This window comes from Streptomyces cinnamoneus, assembly GCF_014650495.1.
GTDB classification, from domain to species: domain Bacteria; phylum Actinomycetota; class Actinomycetes; order Streptomycetales; family Streptomycetaceae; genus Streptomyces; species Streptomyces cinnamoneus.
Genome location: NZ_BMVB01000030.1, coordinates 1 through 16,752 on the forward strand (window position 1 = coordinate 1; position 16,752 = coordinate 16,752).

The 16,752-nt window shown below is 73.4% G+C and carries 17 protein-coding genes; 5 read left to right on the forward strand and 12 right to left on the reverse strand.

What is annotated here, in order from left to right; genetic code table 11:
• Positions 1-199: 199 nt before the first annotated feature.
• Entirely contained in the window at positions 200-319 is a 120-nt protein-coding gene (locus IE182_RS28050; RefSeq protein ID WP_190112769.1) for a SapB/AmfS family lanthipeptide, read from the reverse strand.
• Positions 320-684: 365 nt separating this feature from the next.
• Positions 685-1,545: an NAD(P)-binding domain-containing protein gene (locus tag IE182_RS28055; RefSeq protein WP_190112770.1), complete on the reverse strand. Its 861-nt coding sequence runs from the start codon at positions 1,543-1,545 to the stop codon at positions 685-687.
• A gap of 100 nt (positions 1,546-1,645) precedes the next feature.
• Here IE182_RS28055 and IE182_RS28060 point away from each other — a divergent pair, with 100 nt between their 5' ends.
• Entirely contained in the window at positions 1,646-1,981 is a 336-nt protein-coding gene (locus IE182_RS28060; RefSeq protein WP_190112771.1) for a winged helix-turn-helix transcriptional regulator, read from the forward strand.
• A gap of 144 nt (positions 1,982-2,125) precedes the next feature.
• On the opposite strand, the gene IE182_RS28065 is transcribed toward IE182_RS28060, so the two are convergent.
• A complete protein-coding gene (locus tag IE182_RS28065; protein WP_190112772.1) occupies positions 2,126-2,737 on the reverse strand; it encodes a hypothetical protein in 612 nt (203 codons plus the stop codon).
• 124 nt (positions 2,738-2,861) lie between these two features.
• Positions 2,862-3,230: a hypothetical protein gene (locus IE182_RS28070; RefSeq protein ID WP_190112773.1), complete on the reverse strand. Its 369-nt coding sequence runs from the start codon at positions 3,228-3,230 to the stop codon at positions 2,862-2,864.
• A 187-nt stretch (positions 3,231-3,417) separates the two neighbouring features.
• Between IE182_RS28070 and IE182_RS28075 the strand changes: the two genes are divergently transcribed.
• Positions 3,418-4,104: a hypothetical protein gene (locus IE182_RS28075; RefSeq protein ID WP_229845181.1), complete on the forward strand. Its 687-nt coding sequence runs from the start codon at positions 3,418-3,420 to the stop codon at positions 4,102-4,104.
• Positions 4,101-5,462 carry a nucleotidyl transferase AbiEii/AbiGii toxin family protein gene (locus IE182_RS28080; RefSeq protein WP_190112774.1) on the forward strand — a complete coding sequence of 454 codons (1,362 nt, stop codon included), beginning with the start codon at positions 4,101-4,103 and terminating at the stop codon, positions 5,460-5,462. The genes IE182_RS28075 and IE182_RS28080 overlap by 4 nt, the downstream gene beginning before the upstream one ends.
• A gap of 42 nt (positions 5,463-5,504) precedes the next feature.
• Here the strand turns inward: IE182_RS28080 and IE182_RS28085 are convergent, their stop codons facing one another.
• Complete coding sequence (locus IE182_RS28085) at positions 5,505-6,074, reverse strand: class I SAM-dependent methyltransferase (RefSeq protein ID WP_190112775.1); 570 nt, start codon at positions 6,072-6,074, stop codon at positions 5,505-5,507.
• 55 nt (positions 6,075-6,129) lie between these two features.
• Between IE182_RS28085 and IE182_RS28090 the strand changes: the two genes are divergently transcribed.
• Positions 6,130-7,008 carry a helix-turn-helix domain-containing protein gene (locus IE182_RS28090; protein ID WP_190112776.1) on the forward strand — a complete coding sequence of 293 codons (879 nt, stop codon included), beginning with the start codon at positions 6,130-6,132 and terminating at the stop codon, positions 7,006-7,008.
• 270 nt (positions 7,009-7,278) lie between these two features.
• Here the strand turns inward: IE182_RS28090 and IE182_RS28095 are convergent, their stop codons facing one another.
• Together IE182_RS28095 and IE182_RS28100 are read right to left on the reverse strand one after the other, a co-directional pair.
• Positions 7,279-8,475 carry a DUF2786 domain-containing protein gene (locus tag IE182_RS28095; protein ID WP_373303631.1) on the reverse strand — a complete coding sequence of 399 codons (1,197 nt, stop codon included), beginning with the start codon at positions 8,473-8,475 and terminating at the stop codon, positions 7,279-7,281.
• Between the two features lie 303 nt (positions 8,476-8,778).
• On the reverse strand, positions 8,779-10,056 hold the full coding sequence (locus IE182_RS28100; RefSeq protein WP_190112778.1) for a L,D-transpeptidase: 1,278 nt from the start codon (positions 10,054-10,056) through the stop codon (positions 8,779-8,781).
• Positions 10,057-10,375: 319 nt separating this feature from the next.
• On the opposite strand from IE182_RS28100, the gene IE182_RS28105 reads away from it, so the two are divergent.
• The gene (locus IE182_RS28105) at positions 10,376-10,651 is read left to right on the forward strand and encodes a hypothetical protein (RefSeq protein WP_190112779.1); all 276 of its coding nucleotides are present in this window, start codon (positions 10,376-10,378) and stop codon (positions 10,649-10,651) included.
• A gap of 7 nt (positions 10,652-10,658) precedes the next feature.
• On the opposite strand, the gene hutH is transcribed toward IE182_RS28105, so the two are convergent.
• The 5 genes from hutH to IE182_RS28130 form a co-directional block, all read right to left on the reverse strand.
• On the reverse strand, positions 10,659-12,197 hold the full coding sequence (gene hutH / locus IE182_RS28110) for a histidine ammonia-lyase (protein WP_190112818.1): 1,539 nt from the start codon (positions 12,195-12,197) through the stop codon (positions 10,659-10,661).
• A 133-nt stretch (positions 12,198-12,330) separates the two neighbouring features.
• Positions 12,331-13,446 (reverse strand): sensor domain-containing diguanylate cyclase, encoded by a 1,116-nt coding sequence (locus tag IE182_RS28115; protein WP_190112819.1) that lies wholly within the window; start codon positions 13,444-13,446, stop codon positions 12,331-12,333.
• A gap of 212 nt (positions 13,447-13,658) precedes the next feature.
• Positions 13,659-14,453 carry an enoyl-CoA hydratase/isomerase family protein gene (locus IE182_RS28120; RefSeq protein ID WP_190112780.1) on the reverse strand — a complete coding sequence of 265 codons (795 nt, stop codon included), beginning with the start codon at positions 14,451-14,453 and terminating at the stop codon, positions 13,659-13,661.
• 103 nt (positions 14,454-14,556) lie between these two features.
• Positions 14,557-15,699 carry an adenylate/guanylate cyclase domain-containing protein gene (locus IE182_RS28125; protein WP_190112781.1) on the reverse strand — a complete coding sequence of 381 codons (1,143 nt, stop codon included), beginning with the start codon at positions 15,697-15,699 and terminating at the stop codon, positions 14,557-14,559.
• A gap of 130 nt (positions 15,700-15,829) precedes the next feature.
• The gene (locus tag IE182_RS28130) at positions 15,830-16,705 is read right to left on the reverse strand and encodes a biotin--[acetyl-CoA-carboxylase] ligase (RefSeq protein WP_190112782.1); all 876 of its coding nucleotides are present in this window, start codon (positions 16,703-16,705) and stop codon (positions 15,830-15,832) included.
• Positions 16,706-16,752 lie beyond the last annotated feature (47 nt).

A 16,752-nucleotide genomic window follows, 5' to 3' on the forward strand; every position in this document is an offset into this window, starting at 1 on the left:
CGCGAGCCACTACCAGGCCATAGTCACCCTCGCCTGCCTACGGCTATGGCTGCCCTGACTTTGCGGACACGCCCTAGCGGGCGTTTCGGCCCCGGCGTCACCCACCCTGCGCGCCCAGTTCCTGCCGCCGCGGCACCGGAACCATCCGTTGGAACCGCCCGGTGGGGGCACCACACCGATGCCCCCACCCCCTGTGCAGCTAGTCCTCGTCGTGGCAGAGCAACAGGCTTATGTCACTGTTGCCGATGCTGGCACCGAACGTCAGCCGGGCCTCGTGTCCTTCCGCAAGGTTCATGACTTGCAGGTCGAGGAGCACCACCCCTCATCACCTCCCTCCCTGCCGATTCGAGGCAGGCCGGGCTCGCAGGGGACAACGGCCGACCCCAAGCGCCGGTCCACCCCACCTCATCGTCGCAATGAGCCATGGCCCCACACAGGCGCAAGCCCCCGGCGGCTAGCTCGCACCACCCCGCCGCAGCGCCCGACCGGCGCAAAACCGGATCACACACCAGCCCGTCCAAGGTGCGATCGCCATGGACGACACCGGCCCACCACCCATCCACGTTGCTGCGGCGGCCCACCCCGGGGGTGCGCTTTCGCCCTGTCCACGGGCCGCCACGCCGATCCCGGCACGGTCGAGCGGGCCTCGGGCCCCGTGGCACGTCCCTCCGACCTACCGCTGACCTACCGCCGCAGCAGCGCGAGCATGCCCGCCGTGTCGTCCAGGCCGTCGCCGGTGCCCTGGGCGAGGCGGCGTTCCATCAAGCGGAAGTACGGCAGGACCAGTTCGGCGCTGACCCCCTGGTCCTGGGCCGTGCGCAGGAGGGTCGCGGTGCCCGCCACCTGCATGGCGAGGTTGGAGTCGGCGCCGGCCGAAGCGCCCGCCGCGTGGGCTGCGGTCATGGCGCCGAGCCACTCGGTGAGCAGCGGGGTGAAGGCGGCGCGGTCGATGCCTTCTCCCTCGACCAGGGCGGTGGCCTGCATCATCCCGGCGAAGAGGCCGTACATGCCGCACAGCAGTGCCACGTCGTGCAGGGCCGCGTAACCCGCGTCCGTGCCCACGAAGCGCGCGCCCGCCGGGACCTCCAGGGTCGCGCGGTGGGCGTCGTACAGCTCGCGGGAGCCGCTGTAGAGGACGTACGCGCCGGATCCGGCGGCCCCGATCATCGGCGGGACGGCCATGATCCCGCCGTCCAGGAACCGGGCCCCGCGGGCGCCGGCCCATGCCGCCCGTTCCCGGGCCGCCGCCGGGGTGCCGGTGGTCAGGTCGATCACGTCCTTGCCGGTGAGGTCGACGCCGTCCAGGACGGCGTCGACCGTGGCGCCGTCGAGCAGGCACAGCACGACCAGGTCGGCCGCGGCGACGGCCTCGGCGGGGCTCGCGGCGGTCCCGGCGCCTTCGGCGGCTAGGGCCTCGGCCTTGGCGGGGGTGCGGTTCCAGACGGTCAGGGGCCGGCCGGCGGCCAGCCAGGCGCGGGCGAGGGCGGTGCCCATGGCTCCGAGTCCGAGGAGGGCGATGCGGGTGTTCTTGTGCGCGTTCGTCATGCCCTTAGCCTTGGGCGGGACCGATAGTTGATCAAGTACGCACTTCGAGGTGGGTACTTACCCCGGGGTGAGCGTGCTGGTCAGAGGGGGAGGAGCGAGGATGGCGACGAGCGGCAGGCCCGGCGCGGCCCACTGCGGGATCGACGCGGCGATGGAGGTCGTCGGCGGCAAGTGGAAGGTGCTCATCCTGTGGGTCCTGGAGCAGGGGCCCCACCGGTTCGGCGAGCTGCGCCGTCTGATTCCCGGCGTCACCGAGAAGGTCCTGGCCGCGCAGCTGCGCGAGCTGGAGGCCGACGGCATTGTCCACCGCGAGGTCTACGACGAGGTGCCGCCGCGCGTCGAGTACTCCCTGACGCCGATCGGCTGCGAACTCGGCGAAGCACTCGCCCCGCTGGGGGCCTGGGGCGCCAAGCACCTGGTCCCCGGCGGGGCGTGACCGGAAGCGGCGAGTACGGACGCGGCGAGTACGGACTCGGGCCGGTACGGACTCAGGCCGGTACGGACTCGGGCCGGCACGGACTCGGGCCGGTGCGGATGCGGGGGCATTGGTTGCTGTCCCCGCATCCGCAGGAGGCGGGGGTCAGCCGCAGATCGGGTTGACGACCTGATCGTCGACGTTCACCGCGTATCCGTCACAGCCACCACGGATGTTGGAGAAGTGGTACTGCAGGTGCGGCTTCGCCACGAGGGGCTTGACCAGCGACACGTACTGGTAGGCGTCGCCGTGCCCGGCCCGCTTGAGGATGTCGTACGCCTGGGCGGGGCTCAGGTACGTCGGCCCGTCGATGGCCGCGACCCCTCCCCACGGCGCCCGGTAGGTGGTCAGCGGACCCACCTCGCCGTTCAGAGTCGCTTTGACCTGCACCGACTTGACGGCCGACTGGCGGTCGGCAGTGTTGAAGACGAACCGCCAGTCCGTGACCTTCGAGACGTCCTGGGTCCTGCCACCGGGTGCGCTGCCGTCCGCCAGCATGAGCTTGGCGTTCGGGTACTCCAGGTGCACCCGCAGGGTGACCAGCTCGGTCAACTGCTGCAGGGAGAGCTGCGCGACGCCCTGCGCGACGTGCGCCGCCGGGCCGGCCGCGACGGGCACGACGGGCACGGCCGCCTGCGCCGCGCCGGCGCCGAGCATGCCCGTCGCGACGAACGCGCAGGCTGCGACCGGGGCTACGAGTCTCGCCTTGAGTTTCATGCCACTCCGTTTCGTGGAGATGCGTACTCGGGCGGATCGGCCCGCGCCACGGCGCGGGCACGACGGCGAGCCTCGTCGATGCGGAATGTCCGGGCAAGCGGTCATTCGGCCACGGACCGCGCGGTCAGTAGCGGACGGTCTGCCAGTCGCTGTCGTCGTTCACGCGACGGATGTTGGGGTGCAGGATGGTGATCAATCCGCGGCCCGCCTCGTCACAGTGCCTGTTGCCGAAGAGCTTGACGTCGACAACGCCCTTCCACCAGTGTCCGCGCACGTACGTGTCGGCCGTCGGCGTCTGCCAGCACAGGCCGACGTTCTGGCCGTTCTGGTTCGATCCGTAGATCCAGATCGATGCCACCTTCTTCCTGGTGTCCTTGAAATGGATCTGCTGTCCGTTCTGCCCGGCGACGGCCGTACCGGTCGTGGACAGGACACCGGCGGCGGCGATGCCGAGAGCGGCCACGCCGAGGGCGGTGGAGCGCACGATGCGCATGATGGGGTTTCTCCCTTGTGAGCCGAGTGGTCGGTGGGCGCCCGACGGTGATCATTTCGGCTCGCCCGTCCACCGGGAAGATCGTTTCTGGTCAACGCCCTGGCCGCCGCGCTTCCGGGCCGCCGGGCCTCCGGGCCTCCGGGCCTCCGGGCCTCCGGGCCGTCGACACGGCTGACATCATCTGCCGGTGACATCCAGCCCCCCGGCCCGTACCGCCACCGTCCCCGCCCCCGCCCCCGCCCCCGCCTTCAGCGGTGACTTCGAAGCCCACATCACCGTCCCGGCCGGTGACGCCCCGCTCGCCGAGCGGTACGCCGCGGCGTGCGGTGCGAAGTTCACGCACATCCTGCTCGACCGCGGGCGTACGCCCAGCCAGCCGATGGTCACGCTCCGCTCCTCCGGACCGCTGCCCGACGTCCGCGAGGCCGTCGACGGCGTCGTGCGCGGGCTGCAGGACGCGGGGGCCGAGGTGGTGCGGGTGAAGGTCGAGGCGGTGCCGTGGGCCCTCGGGGTGCCCGAGAGCGACGAGGCCGCCGCAGCGCTCGGGGAGAGCTACTACTTCGAGCACCACCTCAAGCTGCTGCTCCCGCCCGGCGCCGACCTCACCGCGCTCGCCCGGCTCGCCTCCGCCCACACCGCCCACCTCTCGCGCAACGCCCGCCGGGTGCGGGCCGACGGGCGTGCCGAGCGGTTCGTGACGCAACGGTGCCGCGCGGTCGGCCGGCGGACCGCCGGGGTGCGGCTGGACGCGCTGGTGGCGGCCGTGGAGGACGGCGGCCACGACATCATCTCCGCCGAGCGCGAGTTCGTCGTCCACGACAGCGACGGATCGCTCGACGCGGGCTGGATCACCGAGCAAGGGAGAGACGCATGACGGCCACACCGTGGGAGCAGTTCGGCTACGGCCCCTGGGACGACACGGCGGTCGTCCCCCAGTCGCCGCCCGACGAGGCCACCCGCCTGGCCAAGGACCTGCCGCCGACCCTGCTGCCGGTGGTCGGCGAGGGCGTCGTCCAGCGCGCGGCCTACGACCCTGCCGTCAATCACCACATGCGGGGCATGCGGCTCACCGAGCCGCAGTTCGCGAGTGCCCGTACCGGCGAAGCGTGGCTCTCTGCCCGGCGCCGGGCCCTCGACCTCGCCCTCGCGGCCGTCGCCGGCTCCGGGTGGGCCGGCCATCTCGTGCTGCGCGGCAGCGTGCTGCTGAAGGCGTGGTACGGGGACGCCGCGCGCGAGCCCGGCGACCTGGACTTCGTGGTGGTGCCCTCCACCTGGGCCCTGGAGGACGAACGCACCGACGCCCTGCTCGACGACATCGCACGCGCCGCCGAGGACCTCTCGCGTGCCGGGGGCGGCGTGCTCATCGACGCCTCGGGCGCGGTCAGCGGCGAGATCTGGACGTACGACCGGGTACCGGGCCGCCGTCTCGTGCTCCCCTGGACCGCACCGGCCGACGGGCCGGACGCCCTGCCCTCCGGCAGCGTCCAGCTGGACTTCGTCTTCAACGAAACCCTTCCCGCCCTGTCCGTGCGCACCGCAATCCCCCGCCACGACGGCGGCGAACCGGCCGTCCTCATGACCGCCGGCCCCGAGCTCTCCCTCGCCTGGAAGCTCCTGTGGCTGATGACGGACATGCACCCGGAGGCCAAGGACCTCTACGACGCGGTCCTCCTCGCCGAGAACTGCCGGCTCCCCTACGAGTTGCTGCGGCGCGTGCTCCTCACCTCGGAGGAGTACGGCGAGGGATCGGAGTTCCACCTCGTGCAGGTCCTGGCGGCGGCGTCCCAGGCCGACTGGCCCGAGTTCCGCAAGGACCATCCCGGCTTCCCCGTGCCGGAGGCCGCCTGCTTGACCCGCCTGGCCGTCGCCCTCGCCCCCGTCTTCCACCCCGCCGAGCAGGGGTTGTACGCACGGCTCGCCGTGGCCTTCGCCCCCATCACGGACATCCTCCGCGACGAGCACGGGAACGGGGGCATGGCGGCGGTCGAGGCGTGGTTCTGCGCCCGCCACGTGCACAGCGTCGAGGCGCTCGTCGCCGTGCGCGGGCTCCTCGGCGACGCGGAGTGCACGTGGCGCGCCGCCGCGGACCTCCTCGTCTCCTTCCGCTGCACGGACCGGCGCCCCCGCGGGAAGGACAGCGGCCCCTTCACGGGCGAGTGGTGCGGGGCGCCGCACCAGGTCGCCGCCTGGCTGGAGGCCGCCGAGGCGGACGAGGCCGCCGGTCCCTCCTGACCCCCGCCCCAGCGCCTGCCCCTGCCACCGCCACCGCCCCGCCTACCCCCCGCGCACCGCCCGGAAGCGGAAGCTGCCCTTCCCCACGGTGACCTCCGCCTCCCCGAACCCCGCGGCCCGCAGCCGTGCCGCCAGCGTCGCCGGCGGCACGGGCACGCACGTGTCGCCGAGGTGGATCAGCCGGAAGCTCCAGCTGCTCAGCGCGTCGCACCCGGCGAAGACCCCGCCCGGGCGCAGCACCCGCCGCGCCTCGGCGAAGAGCACGTCCTGCAGCCGTGGCGAGGGCACGTGGTGCAGCATCGTGAAGCAGGCGACGGAGTCGAAGCGCCCGTCGGGCAGGGGCAGCGCGGCACCGTCGCCGTGCAGGACCTCGGCGCGGTCGCCGAACTCCCGGCGCAGGCCCGTCACGTACGACGCATCGGCCTCCACGACGCTCAAGTGCCGCACCCGTGGCAGCAGTACGCGCGTCGTGGCCCCGTAACCGGGCCCGATCTCCAGGGCGTCGGGCCCGAGGGACACGTCCTCCAGGGCCCAGGGCAGCAGCTGTTCCTCGACCGCCCGGGCCCACTTCCGGGAACTGCACAGACGTCGGTGGATGAGATTCATCGGCATACGGCGAGGCTAGGAACCGGGCGTGGATGTCGTATACGGGCCAGGAGGCCAACCCATGTCGCGAGACGGACACCCGACGCCCGGCGAGGACGCCCCGAACGCCCCGCACACCCCGCACGCCCCGCAACCCGTGACGGGCGCCGCCCACGTCGTCGCCCCCGCCGGCAGCGCCATCGCCGTCGGCACCTTCGCGCTCGCCGACGACGAGTGGTTCGACGAGCACGAGCACGGCTTCCACCAGCTCGCCTGGGCCCCGCACGGCGTGCTGGCCGTGCGGGCCGCCGGCCGCACGTGGGTCCTGCCCTCGACCGTCGCCCTGTGGATCCCTGCAGGCACCCCGCACGCCACCGGCGCGACCTGCGCCGCCCTGATGCGCAGCCTCTACTTCCGGCCGGAGCAGTGCCCGCACACGTGGCCGGCGCCGTGCGTCGTGCCGGTGCCGGGGCTGTTGCGCGAGCTCATCGGCCACCTCTCGCAGGACCTCGCACAGGGCGGTCCCGATGCCGCTGCTCGCCGGCGCGCCGAGGCGGTCGTCCTCGACCAGCTCCGTCCCGTGTCCGTGACGACCGTCCGGGCCCCGCTGCCCGCCGACGCCCGGGCCCGCCGCGTGGCGGAGGCCCTGCGCGCCGACCCGGCGGACGGGCGGACGCTCGCGCAGTGGGGCGCGGTGGTGGGCGCGAGCGCCCGCACGCTGGCGCGTGCGTTCGCGGCCGGTACGGGCATGTCCTTCGCGCGGTGGCGCACCCAGCTGCGACTGGAGGCGGCGATGCCGCTGCTGGCCGGAGGCGCGACGGTCTCGGCCGTGGCCCGGCGGGTGGGTTACGGCTCGCCGAGCGCGTTCGTGGCGGCGTTCCGGCGGGGGGTCGGGGTGCCGCCGGGCGCGTACTTCACGCCTGCTCCCCGGCGGGGGTCCGGGGGGCCACCGGGCGCGTAGCCCACGTCCGCCCGGGGGGTCGGGGTACCGCCGGGCACCTACTGCACACCTGCTCCCCGACGGGCGGCCCGGGGGCCACCGGGCGCGTAGCCCACGTCCGCCCGGGGGTCGGGGTGCCGCCGGGCACCTACTGCACACCTGCTCCCCGACGGGAGGTCAGGGTGCCTCCCGGCGCGTAGTCCACGTCCGCCCGGGGGGGCGGGGTGCCTCCAGGCACCCACTTCACGCCCGCTCCCCGGCGGCAAGCCGAGGCCCCGCCACCCACCTACCTCACGCCCGCCTCCCGGCGGAGGGGCGGCCGGACAGGCGGGCCGAGTCCGCGGCCTCGCGGCCCTGTGCCCAGCCCTCCGCGTCGCGCCCCTTGAGGCGGTACGAGGTCGTCTCGGGGAACATCCGTCCGGCCGTCTCGCCGACCGCCACGTCCCGTGCGGCGAGCACCGGCAGGACCTCCGGCCGGGCCTCCGCCGCCGCCACGTCCTGCACGGCCGCCGAGAGCCGGTCGCTGATCCGGCCCGCGTAGGCGATCAGGAACGACTCCCGGAAGTCGCGCGTGCGGCGCGAGCGGCCGCTGGCGTGGTGGTCGTCGGCGGCACGGTTCATCGCCGAGGTGGCCTGCACCAGCAGGGACGTGTAGAGCAGCTCCACCAGCTCCAGGTCGGCGTCGAAGCCGACGACCGTGGAGAAGCCGTACTCGGCCGACCAGACCGACTGGCAGTGGTTGGCCGCGGCCACCGCGTCCAGGAGCAGCGCCTTGGCCGATTCGTACGGGCCCTCGACGCCGATCCGCCAGGCGCCCGGCCCCTCGCCGGCGCCGTCGGAGCCGGCGGCCAGCAGCGCCTCGTCGATGGAGTGCCGGGCCATGAGCTCCTGCGCCTTCGCGGAGAGGGCCTCCGCCTCCTCCGGGAACTGCGTCGACTCGGCCTTGGCCAGCAACGCCCGGATCCGGCCGAGCATGCGGGGCGGGGCGGCCGTGGCCTGCGCGCCGACGTGGGCGGTGCCGGGGAGCGGGCCGGCGCCGCCGATGCGCGGGAGCGAGTCCAGCAGCCGCAGCGCGCCGAGCGCGCAGGCGGCCGTCTCGAAGCGGGTCAGCCGCTCGCGCCGCCCGAAGCCGCCGAGGAACGCCTGGTCGCCGCCGGCGTCCTCCTCCCACCACGCCTGCGCGTCCAGCTCGGTGAGCTGCGCGGCCCAGCGGGCGCCGAGCGTGTCCGGTGCGTAGCGGCGCGCCTCCGCGGCGATGACGCCGACGGTGAAGCGCGTCTCGGCGGGCGTCAGGTCCCGCCGGGCGAGCCGTACGACGTCCGCGGGCTGCCAGCCGTACTCCCAGCAGCGGCGTACGGTCGCCGAGGCGATCCGCAGCACCGCACCGCTGATGGCCTCCCAGCCGGCGGGGGCGGCGGCCAGGGCGGATGCGGCCGCGTAGACGGCGTCGTCGAGCGCGTCGCCGTGCAGGCCCCGCAGGCCGCGCACGGCGGCCTCCACGGTCTGCAGCGGCGGCTCGGGCTGCGCGGGCGTCTGCACAGTGGTGGTCCTTCGAACGTGGGGGGGCCACCCCGGTACGGGGCGGGAGGCCATTCTCGCGCACGCCCGAAAATCCCTGCGCTGACCTGCAGGCATGCTTCGAACACCGAGAGTGGCGGGCAGGCCGGCCGACGCCCCGGGCAGACAGCCGAAGGCCCCCTCGGCGGTGTGCCGAGGGGGCCTTCGTCAGGTGACGGACGCCCGGTGACGGGCGTCGGACCCGGCCGTCAGGGACGACCTGGCGTCAGGGCGTCAGGAGCCGGTCGCGCTGCCGGCCACCCACTTCGCCCAGTCCATGTTCCAGCCGTTGAGGCCGTTGTCGGGGGCGATGGTCTTGTCGTCGGAGTTCTTGACCTCGACGACGTCACCGATCAGCGAGTTGGCGTAGAACCAGGCGCCCGGGGTGTTCGGGTCGTTCGCGCCCTGCTTGTCCTCCAGGCCCACGCAGCCGTGGCTGGTGTTGGAGACGCCGAAGACGCCGCTGCCCCAGTAGTTGCCGTGGATGAACGTGCCGGACGTGGACAGGCGCATGGCGTGCGGCACGTCCTTGATGTCGTACTCGCCCTTGCCGTCCGCCTTCGAGAAGCCGACGGTCGAGCCGTCCATCCGGGTCTCCGTGAACTTCTCGGAGATCACCATCTTGCCGTTGTACGTCGGGTTCGACGGGCTGCCGGCCGAGATCGGGATGGTCTTGATGGTCTTGCCGTCGCGCACCACCGTCATCTGGTGGGTCTTGGCGTCGACCGTGGAGACCTGGGAGTGCCCGATCTTGAAGTTGATCGTCTTCTTCTGGACGCCCTTGATGCCCGGGGCGCCCTCGACGCCGTCGAGATCCATCTTCAGGGTGACCTCGGAACCGGACTTCCAGTACTCCTGCGGGCGGAAGTCCAGGCGCTGGTCGCTGAACCAGTGACCGACGACCTGCTGGCCGCTGCTGGAGGTGACCTGCAGGTGGGACTGGACGGCCTTGCGGTCCTTGATCGGCTTGTCGAAGTTGATCGACACGGGCATGCCCGCGCCGACCGTCGAGCCGTCCTCCGGGTTGAAGGAGCCGATGAAGCTGTTCTTGGGCGAAACGGTGGAGAAGGCGGAGTTCTCGGTGGCCTTGCGGCCCTTGTCGTCCTTGGCCTCGGCGATGACCTTGTACTTCGTCGAACGTTCGAGCTGCTTGTTCGGCTTCCAGGTCTTCTTGTCCGAAGATATTGAACCCTCGACGGGGGTGCCCTTGTCCGTCGTCATCTTGACGCTCACGAGCTCGCCGTCACTGACGGTGACCTGAACGGCGTCCGTGGTGATACCGGCGTCGGCGACACCGCTCTTCGGCGTGATCTTGATCTGCGCCTTGGACGCGTCCTTGGCCGCCGCGGCGTCGACCTGGCCCTGCGACTTCTTGCCCTTGCCGTCGTCGCCGCCCTTGGCGCCGTCGTCGTCGCCGCCGCACGCCGCCAGAGTCAGTACACCGCCGAGCACAGCGGCCGCGGCCACCAGGCCCTTGCGGCGCTTGCCGTACGTCATCACACGCTTCTCCATTGCTCCTGGACCCCGGAATCCCCGAGCCGATCATGGGGCTCGTGGGGTTGCACGCATCCCGGCTACTACATACAAGAACGCCTGCACCCTTTCTCCCGTTCCACGCTTCGGAAAATTGTGGGGAAGGCCACGACAAGTAAAGACCCCCGGACGGCAGACGCCGCAACGAGGGTCTTGCTCAAGGGCGGAAGCCCTGCTAGAGGAGCGGGTGGCGCACGCGACTTCCCCAGGGGCCGCCCCTGTCACTAACATCGTGTCAGTCGGGACGCGCCGAAGCTCCACGACCCCCAATCGCCGTCGCCCCAAGGGGGATTCTCCCGTGACCGCACGCCGCCCGCTGCTGACCGCCGTCGCCGCCGGCACGCTGTTGTGTGCGGTGTGGTTCGTGCCGAGCGCCAACGCCTCGGCGGACCGCCCGGCCCCGGCCGACCGGCAGCAGGCCCGTCAGACGCCCGCCCCCGCCGCCGAGCTGGCCCTGGCGGACACCGGCAGCGTCGACACCACCCCGTACGTCTTCGGCGGCGTGGCCTTCGTCGCCGCGGGCGGCGCGCTCGTCACCGCCGCTGTGCGCAAACAGCGCACAGCGGCTCGGTAACGCAGGGTCAGCCGAGCGGTCCGGTCACCGTCTCGACGGCCTCGACCAGCTTCCCGGCCCGTACGAACGCGTCGGCCGCGGCCAGGTCGGGCGCCAGGAAGCGGTCCTCGCCCGGACCCTCCACGCCCGCCTCGCGGACGGCCTTGAGCACCGCCTGCGTGGCCGGGCCCGGCGTCAGACCCTCCCGCAGCTCGATGGCGCGGGTGGCGGCGACCAGCTCCACGGCCACGACCCGGCCGAGCGCCTCAAGGGCCGTGCGCAGCTTGCGCGCCGACGACCAGCCCATGGAGACGTGGTCCTCCTGCATCGCGGAGGACGGGATCGAGTCCACGGACGCGGGCACGGCCAGCCGCTTCATCTCGCTGACCAGGGCGGCCTGCGTGTACTGGGCGATCATCAGCCCGGAGTCCACGCCCGCGTCGCCCGCCAGGAACGGCGGCAGCCCGTGCGAGCGGTCCTTGTCGAGCAGTCGGTCGGTCCGGCGCTCGGCAATGGAAGCAAGGTCGGCAGCCGCGATCGCAAGGAAATCAAGGACGTAGGCCACCGGCGCACCATGGAAGTTGCCGTTGGACTCGACGCGGCCGTCCCGGAGCACGACCGGGTTGTCGACGGCCGACGCCAGCTCGCGGTCGGCGACCAGCCGCGCGTGCGCGAGGGTGTCCCGCCCGGCGCCCGCGACCTGCGGCGCACAGCGGATCGAGTACGCGTCCTGCACCCGCGGCGCGTCGTCCTGGTGGTGCCCGGTGAGGCCGGAGCCCTCCAGGACCGCGAGCATGTTGGCCGCGGAGACCCCCTGGCCCGGGTGCGGACGGATGGCGTGGAGCTCCGGCGCCAGGACCTTCTCCGAGCCCAGCAGCGCCTCCAGCGAGAGCGCGGCCGTGATGTCCGCCGAGGTCATCAGCCGGGACAGGTCGGCGCAGGCCATCACGAGCATGCCGAGCATGCCGTCGGTGCCGTTGAGGAGGGCCAGGCCCTCCTTCTCCCGCAGCTCAAGGGGCTCGATGCGGTGCTCGGCCAGCAGCTGGGCGGCCGGGCGCACCACGCCGTCGGGGCCCTCCGCGTCGCCCTCTCCCATCAGGGTCAGCGCACAGTGCGAGAGCGGCGCGAGGTCGCCGGAGCAGCCCAGCGAGCCGTACTCGTGCACGACGGGGGTGATGCCGGCGTTCAGGACGGCGGCCATCGTCTCCACGACCAGGGGCCTGACGCCCGTGTGGCCGGAGGCGAGCGTCTTCAGGCGCAGGAACATCAGCGCCCGTACGACCTCCCGCTCGACGCGCGGACCCATGCCGGCGGCGTGCGAGCGGACGATGTTGCGCTGGAGGCGGGCGCGCAGCTCGGGGCTGATGTGGCGCGTGGCGAGGGCACCGAATCCGGTCGAGACGCCGTAGACGGGGTCGGGCTTGGCGGCCAGGTCGTCGATGACCTGCCGGGCTGCGGCGACGGCGGCCAGGGCTTCCTCGGACACGACGACGCGCGCTCCCTTGCGCGCCACGGCGATCACATCATCCGCGGTCGTCCCGGTCGTCCCCACCACCACAGTGTGCATATCCATATTCAGGCACCCTAGAGACTGAATCGCGACCTGTCACCACCCCTTTTTCCAGTACAACGAACAAAGGCCCGACGACCTTCCTCCACCGGGCCCGATGACCTTCCTCCGCCAGGCCCGACGATCTTCCTCAGCCGGACCCCCCGCGGCCCCGGAACCGCCGCCGTTCCACCGCGCCCCCGGGCCCGGCCGTGGGCGCCGGCGGCCGGTCCGCCATCCGCACCACCGGATCCGGCCGCCCCCTGCCCCCCTCCCGCCCCGCAACCACCGGCTCCGCCGACCGCGCCCCCTTCGCCCGGTACTGCGCCGCGTCCGCCAGCCGGAACAGCCGCCGGGCCGAGCGCACCGGCCCGATCGGGTCGCCGGTCGACGCGACCCCGCACGCGACCCCCTCCCCCAGTTCCAGCTCCCCGGCCCGCCGGCACAGCTCACCGGCCACCCGCACCACCTCGTCCGCCTCCGGCCCCACCATCAGCAGACAGAACTCGTCACCGCCCAGCCGCGCCGCCAACGCCCCCGGCAGCATCGCCCCGCACAGCGACAGCACCGAGCTGAAACGTTCCAGCAGCCGGTCGCCCACCGCGTGCCCCAAGGTGTCGTTGACGCGCTTGAGCCCGTTGAGGTCGCACACCACCAGGCTCACGACGACACCGTCCAACTGGTGTCGTTCCACGGCCTCGTCGAGTCGCGCGTCGACGGCCCGACGGTTCGCCAGCCCCGTCAGCGGATCGGTGAACGCCAGCCGCCGCGCCTCTTCCAGCCGCTCGGTCTGGGCGATCCCCGACGCGGTCACCGCCGCCAGCACCGTCGCGAACTCCGCGTCCGCGCGACCGAAGACCGGCGACCCGACGGGGCGCGCCACGTACAACTCGCCCCAGGCGCGGCCGTGCAGGACGATCGGGGCGACGATGCAGCACCCCCGCCCGCGCCGCCGCAGGCCGGCCGCACGCCGGCGGTGCGCCTCCTGTCCGGGGGCGTCCGCCGTCTCCACCCACGCGCACGGCGAGCCCCCCGCCCCCTCCTCCTGCAGGACCCCGGCAATCTCCGGAAAGGCGTGCACGGGGTAGGACTCATCGCCGGGGAAACGTTCCTCTCCGGGGGCCAGCTCCCCGGCGTTGACGAGCACCCGCAGCCGTCCGCGCTCGCGCTCCCACACCGAGACGGCGGCGAACGCGGCGCCCAGCGCGCGTCGCGCGCCCTCCGCGGCGGCCTCGACGCTTTCGAGGGGGGTGGGCGCGGCGGCCATCGCCTGCGCCAGCTCCACCACGGCGCGCAGGCGGTCGTCGCGCTCCCCGTCAGCTGCCACCCGAGCCTCACATTCCGTCACGGTGCGCAGGTTCTGCACTCCAGCCTAAGAACGTTGGGCTCATTCCGCTTTATAAGAACCTTTATGCACACTTGGCCGACGGAACGGCTCCCGGAGCCGGCGCCCGGAGCGGGCCCGGCCGCGGGAGCCGCTCACTCGCCCGGCCAGTCCGGCGTCCGCTTCTCGTTGAAGGCCGCCACGCCTTCCGCCCGGTCGCCGGAGAAGGCCGCCGTGCGCCACGCCGCGTCCTCCACCTCCAGGCCCGCCCGCAGGTCCAGCCCGTGCCCCAGCCGCAGGGCCCGCTTCGCGGCGCGCACGCCGACCGGCGAGTTGCCCGCGATCCGTCCGGCCAGTGCCAGCGCCTCGGTACGGGCCTGCCCGGCATCCACCAGCACGTCGACGAGCCCCAACTCGCGGGCCTCGGCCGCCTCCACGCGCCGCGCGGTGAAGATCAGCTCGGCCGCGCGGGCGGCTCCGACGCGGCGGGGCAGCAGCTGGGTGCCGCCACCCCCGGGGATCACGCCCACCGAGACCTCGGGGAGGCCGACGACGGCGGTGCTGTCGGCGACGATCAGGTCGCAGGACAGGGCGAGCTCGAAGCCACCTCCCAGGGCGAAGCCCTGCACGGCGGCGATGGCGGGCACGGGGAGTTCGAGCACGCCGGTGTAGCAGGCGCGGGCGTAGGGGCGCTGGCGGCGCAGGTCGTCGTCGCTGAAGGAGTTGCGCTCCTTCAGGTCCGCGCCCACGCAGAACGCGCGGTCGTTCGTGGACGTCAGGACGACGGCCCGGACGTCGCGGTCGGCGGCGAGGGCGGCGGTGGCCTCGGTGACGCCGCGGCCGAGTTCGGTGGAGACGGCGTTCATGGCCTTGGGGCGGTCCAGTACGAGCTCGGCCACGTGGCCGTGCCTGCGGATGGCGATCCATTCCCCGAAGCGGCGCTCACTCACGTTTGCCCTCCTGATCTGCGACTGATCCATGTCCGGCTGTGGGCACTGATCATGCCGGGACCCGGGGCGCGGGACCAGAGCCGTGCGCCCCGCAGGGCGCCGGTCAGTCGCCGCGGCGGGTGAGGAGCCAGGGCTCCACCACGCCCAGGCCCCGTACCGGCCGCTGCCACATCGGCTGGAGTGCGAAGCGGTACTCGGGGTGCTCCTCGCCCGCCTCCTGGGCCGCCGCGGCCTCCGCCTCCGACTTGGGGGCGTCCCCGGCGCGGGCCAGTTCCTCCGCGAGGGCGCCGTCCACCAGCACGGCGTCCTTCGGCGCTATCGACGTCAGCCGGCTGGCGAGGTTGACGGTCGTGCCGAAGACGTCGCCCATGCGGGTCGTGACCGTCCCGAAGGCGATGCCGACCCGCAGTTCGGGCATGGTCTCGTCGTTGGTGAGGGTCTCGATGAGCCGCAGGCCGATCTCGGCGGCGGTGCCCGCGTCGTCGGCCGCGTACAGGACCTCGTCGCCCAAGGTCTTGATCAGGCGGCCCCCGTGGGCGGCCACGAGGTCGGCGGCCGTGGTCTCGAACGCCTCGACCAGCTCGCCGAGCTCCTCCTCCTCCAGGCGGCGCGTCAGCCGGGTGAAGCCGACGAGGTCCGCGAAGCCGACGGCGAGGCGCCGGTCGACCATCTCCGCGTCGTCGGCCGCCTGGACGACACGGCCGGTGGCGGCGGCCAGCTGGCGCCGCCAGACGTAGATGAGGAACTCCTCCAGCTCCGGCAGGAGCAGCTCGACCAGCGGATAGGTGATCTCCGTGCGGCTCATGCCTTCCTGAGGCTCGGTCAGGCCCTCCAGGAAGGAGTCGATCTGCCAGTCGGCGAGCCGGGCCGTGGTCTGCCCGGTCGAGCGGGCGACCTGGACGGCCATGGGCTCGCTGAGCAGTCCCGCCTCGACCAGGCCGGCCAGGCGCCGCAGCGCCAGCACGTCGGCCTCGGTCAGCGCCCTGGCCTGGCCGATGTCGGCGAAGCCCATGGCACGCCAGAAGCGGGCGGCCAGGTCCATGGAGACGCCGGCCGCGCGGGCGGCCTGGAACGGGGTGTAGCGCCGCTCGGCTCCCAGGATCAGGGCTTCGAGCCGGAGGGCGAGGGGGTCGCCGCCCTCCTCGCCGTTCTCCTCGCCGAAGTCCTCCTCGGAGGCTGCGCCTGCGGCACCGTCCTCCCCCGTGGCCCTGACGGCACGGGAGATGCCCCCATCGTCGGCGGTCACCGCCCGCCCCCTGTCCGATCCGTGCGCACTGCCCTGCCGATCACTGCTCGCTTAGGTTCCGCGCACAACGATACGTCAGGTGTGCCGTAGCTCACTCTCCCAACGACACGGCACTCACTCTTTACGACGTTTACGACCCTGCCGGCCGCAAATGGACGATGTCACCCGCTCCGACCGGCTCCTGCACCCCGTCGGCCGTCGCCAGCACCAGCCGTCCGTCGCCGTCGACGGCCACGGCCTCGCCGACGAGCTCCCGGCCGCCCGGCAGTTCGGCGCGCACGGTCCGGCCGAGGGTGGCGCAGCCCGCGGTGTACGCCTCCTGCAGGCGGCAGGCCGCGGGGTCGCCGCCGGCGGCGCGCCACTCGCCGTACCACTCCTCCAGCGAGCGCAGCACGGCCCGCAGCAGCGGGTCGCGGTCGAGGACCCCCGCCCCGGCGAGCGCGAGCGATCCGGCTCCCGGCACGGGCAGCTCGTCGGCGCGCAGCGAGACGTTGAGGCCGATGCCGACCACGACGCTGTCCCCGGCGCGCTCGGCGAGGATGCCACCGGCCTTGCGCTCCTGCCCGTCGACGGTGACGAGCAGGTCGTTGGGCCACTTCAGGGCGGTGTCGACGCCGGCGGCGCGGGAGAGCGCGGTGGCGGTGGCGACGCCGGCGAGGAGGGGGAGCCAGCCCCAGCGTCCGACGGGCACGCCGGGGCCGGGGGTGAGGCGGACGGAGAAGAAGAGGCCGGAGCGGGGCGGTGCGGACCAGGTGCGGTCGAGGCGGCCGCGGCCGGCGGACTGCTCCTCGGCGACGAGCACGGCACCCTCGGCGCCGCCGGAGGCGACGAGGTCGGAGTTGGTGGAGCCGGTCCGCTGCACCACGTCGACGGAGGTCCACAGCGCGCCGGGGCGCAGCAGTCCGCGCCGCAGGGCGGTGACGTTCAGCGGGGGCCGGTCCAGGTTGGACCAGCGGTTCGCGGGGTCGGGGGAACCAGGGGAGTCAGGGGCGTCAGGGGGCGTCATAACAGCCACCATAGGAGGCGGACGAGGAGGAATCGGTGTGGCCAACG

Coding starts and splice junctions, on each gene's coding strand:
- IE182_RS28085 (WP_190112775.1), bottom strand. CDS start 6,074: ATGCCGATGAATCTCATCCACCGACGTCTGTGCAGTTCCCGGAAGTGG.
- IE182_RS28070 (WP_190112773.1), bottom strand. CDS start 3,230: ATGCGCATCGTGCGCTCCACCGCCCTCGGCGTGGCCGCTCTCGGCATC.
- IE182_RS28130 (WP_190112782.1), bottom strand. CDS start 16,705: ATGACGCCCCCTGACGCCCCTGACTCCCCTGGTTCCCCCGACCCCGCG.
- IE182_RS28080 (WP_190112774.1), top strand. CDS start 4,101: ATGACGGCCACACCGTGGGAGCAGTTCGGCTACGGCCCCTGGGACGAC.
- IE182_RS28100 (WP_190112778.1), bottom strand. CDS start 10,056: ATGGAGAAGCGTGTGATGACGTACGGCAAGCGCCGCAAGGGCCTGGTG.
- IE182_RS28090 (WP_190112776.1), top strand. CDS start 6,130: ATGTCGCGAGACGGACACCCGACGCCCGGCGAGGACGCCCCGAACGCC.
- IE182_RS28065 (WP_190112772.1), bottom strand. CDS start 2,737: ATGAAACTCAAGGCGAGACTCGTAGCCCCGGTCGCAGCCTGCGCGTTC.
- IE182_RS28055 (WP_190112770.1), bottom strand. CDS start 1,545: ATGACGAACGCGCACAAGAACACCCGCATCGCCCTCCTCGGACTCGGA.
- IE182_RS28060 (WP_190112771.1), top strand. CDS start 1,646: ATGGCGACGAGCGGCAGGCCCGGCGCGGCCCACTGCGGGATCGACGCG.
- hutH (WP_190112818.1), bottom strand. CDS start 12,197: ATGCACACTGTGGTGGTGGGGACGACCGGGACGACCGCGGATGATGTG.
- IE182_RS28115 (WP_190112819.1), bottom strand. CDS start 13,446: ATGGCCGCCGCGCCCACCCCCCTCGAAAGCGTCGAGGCCGCCGCGGAG.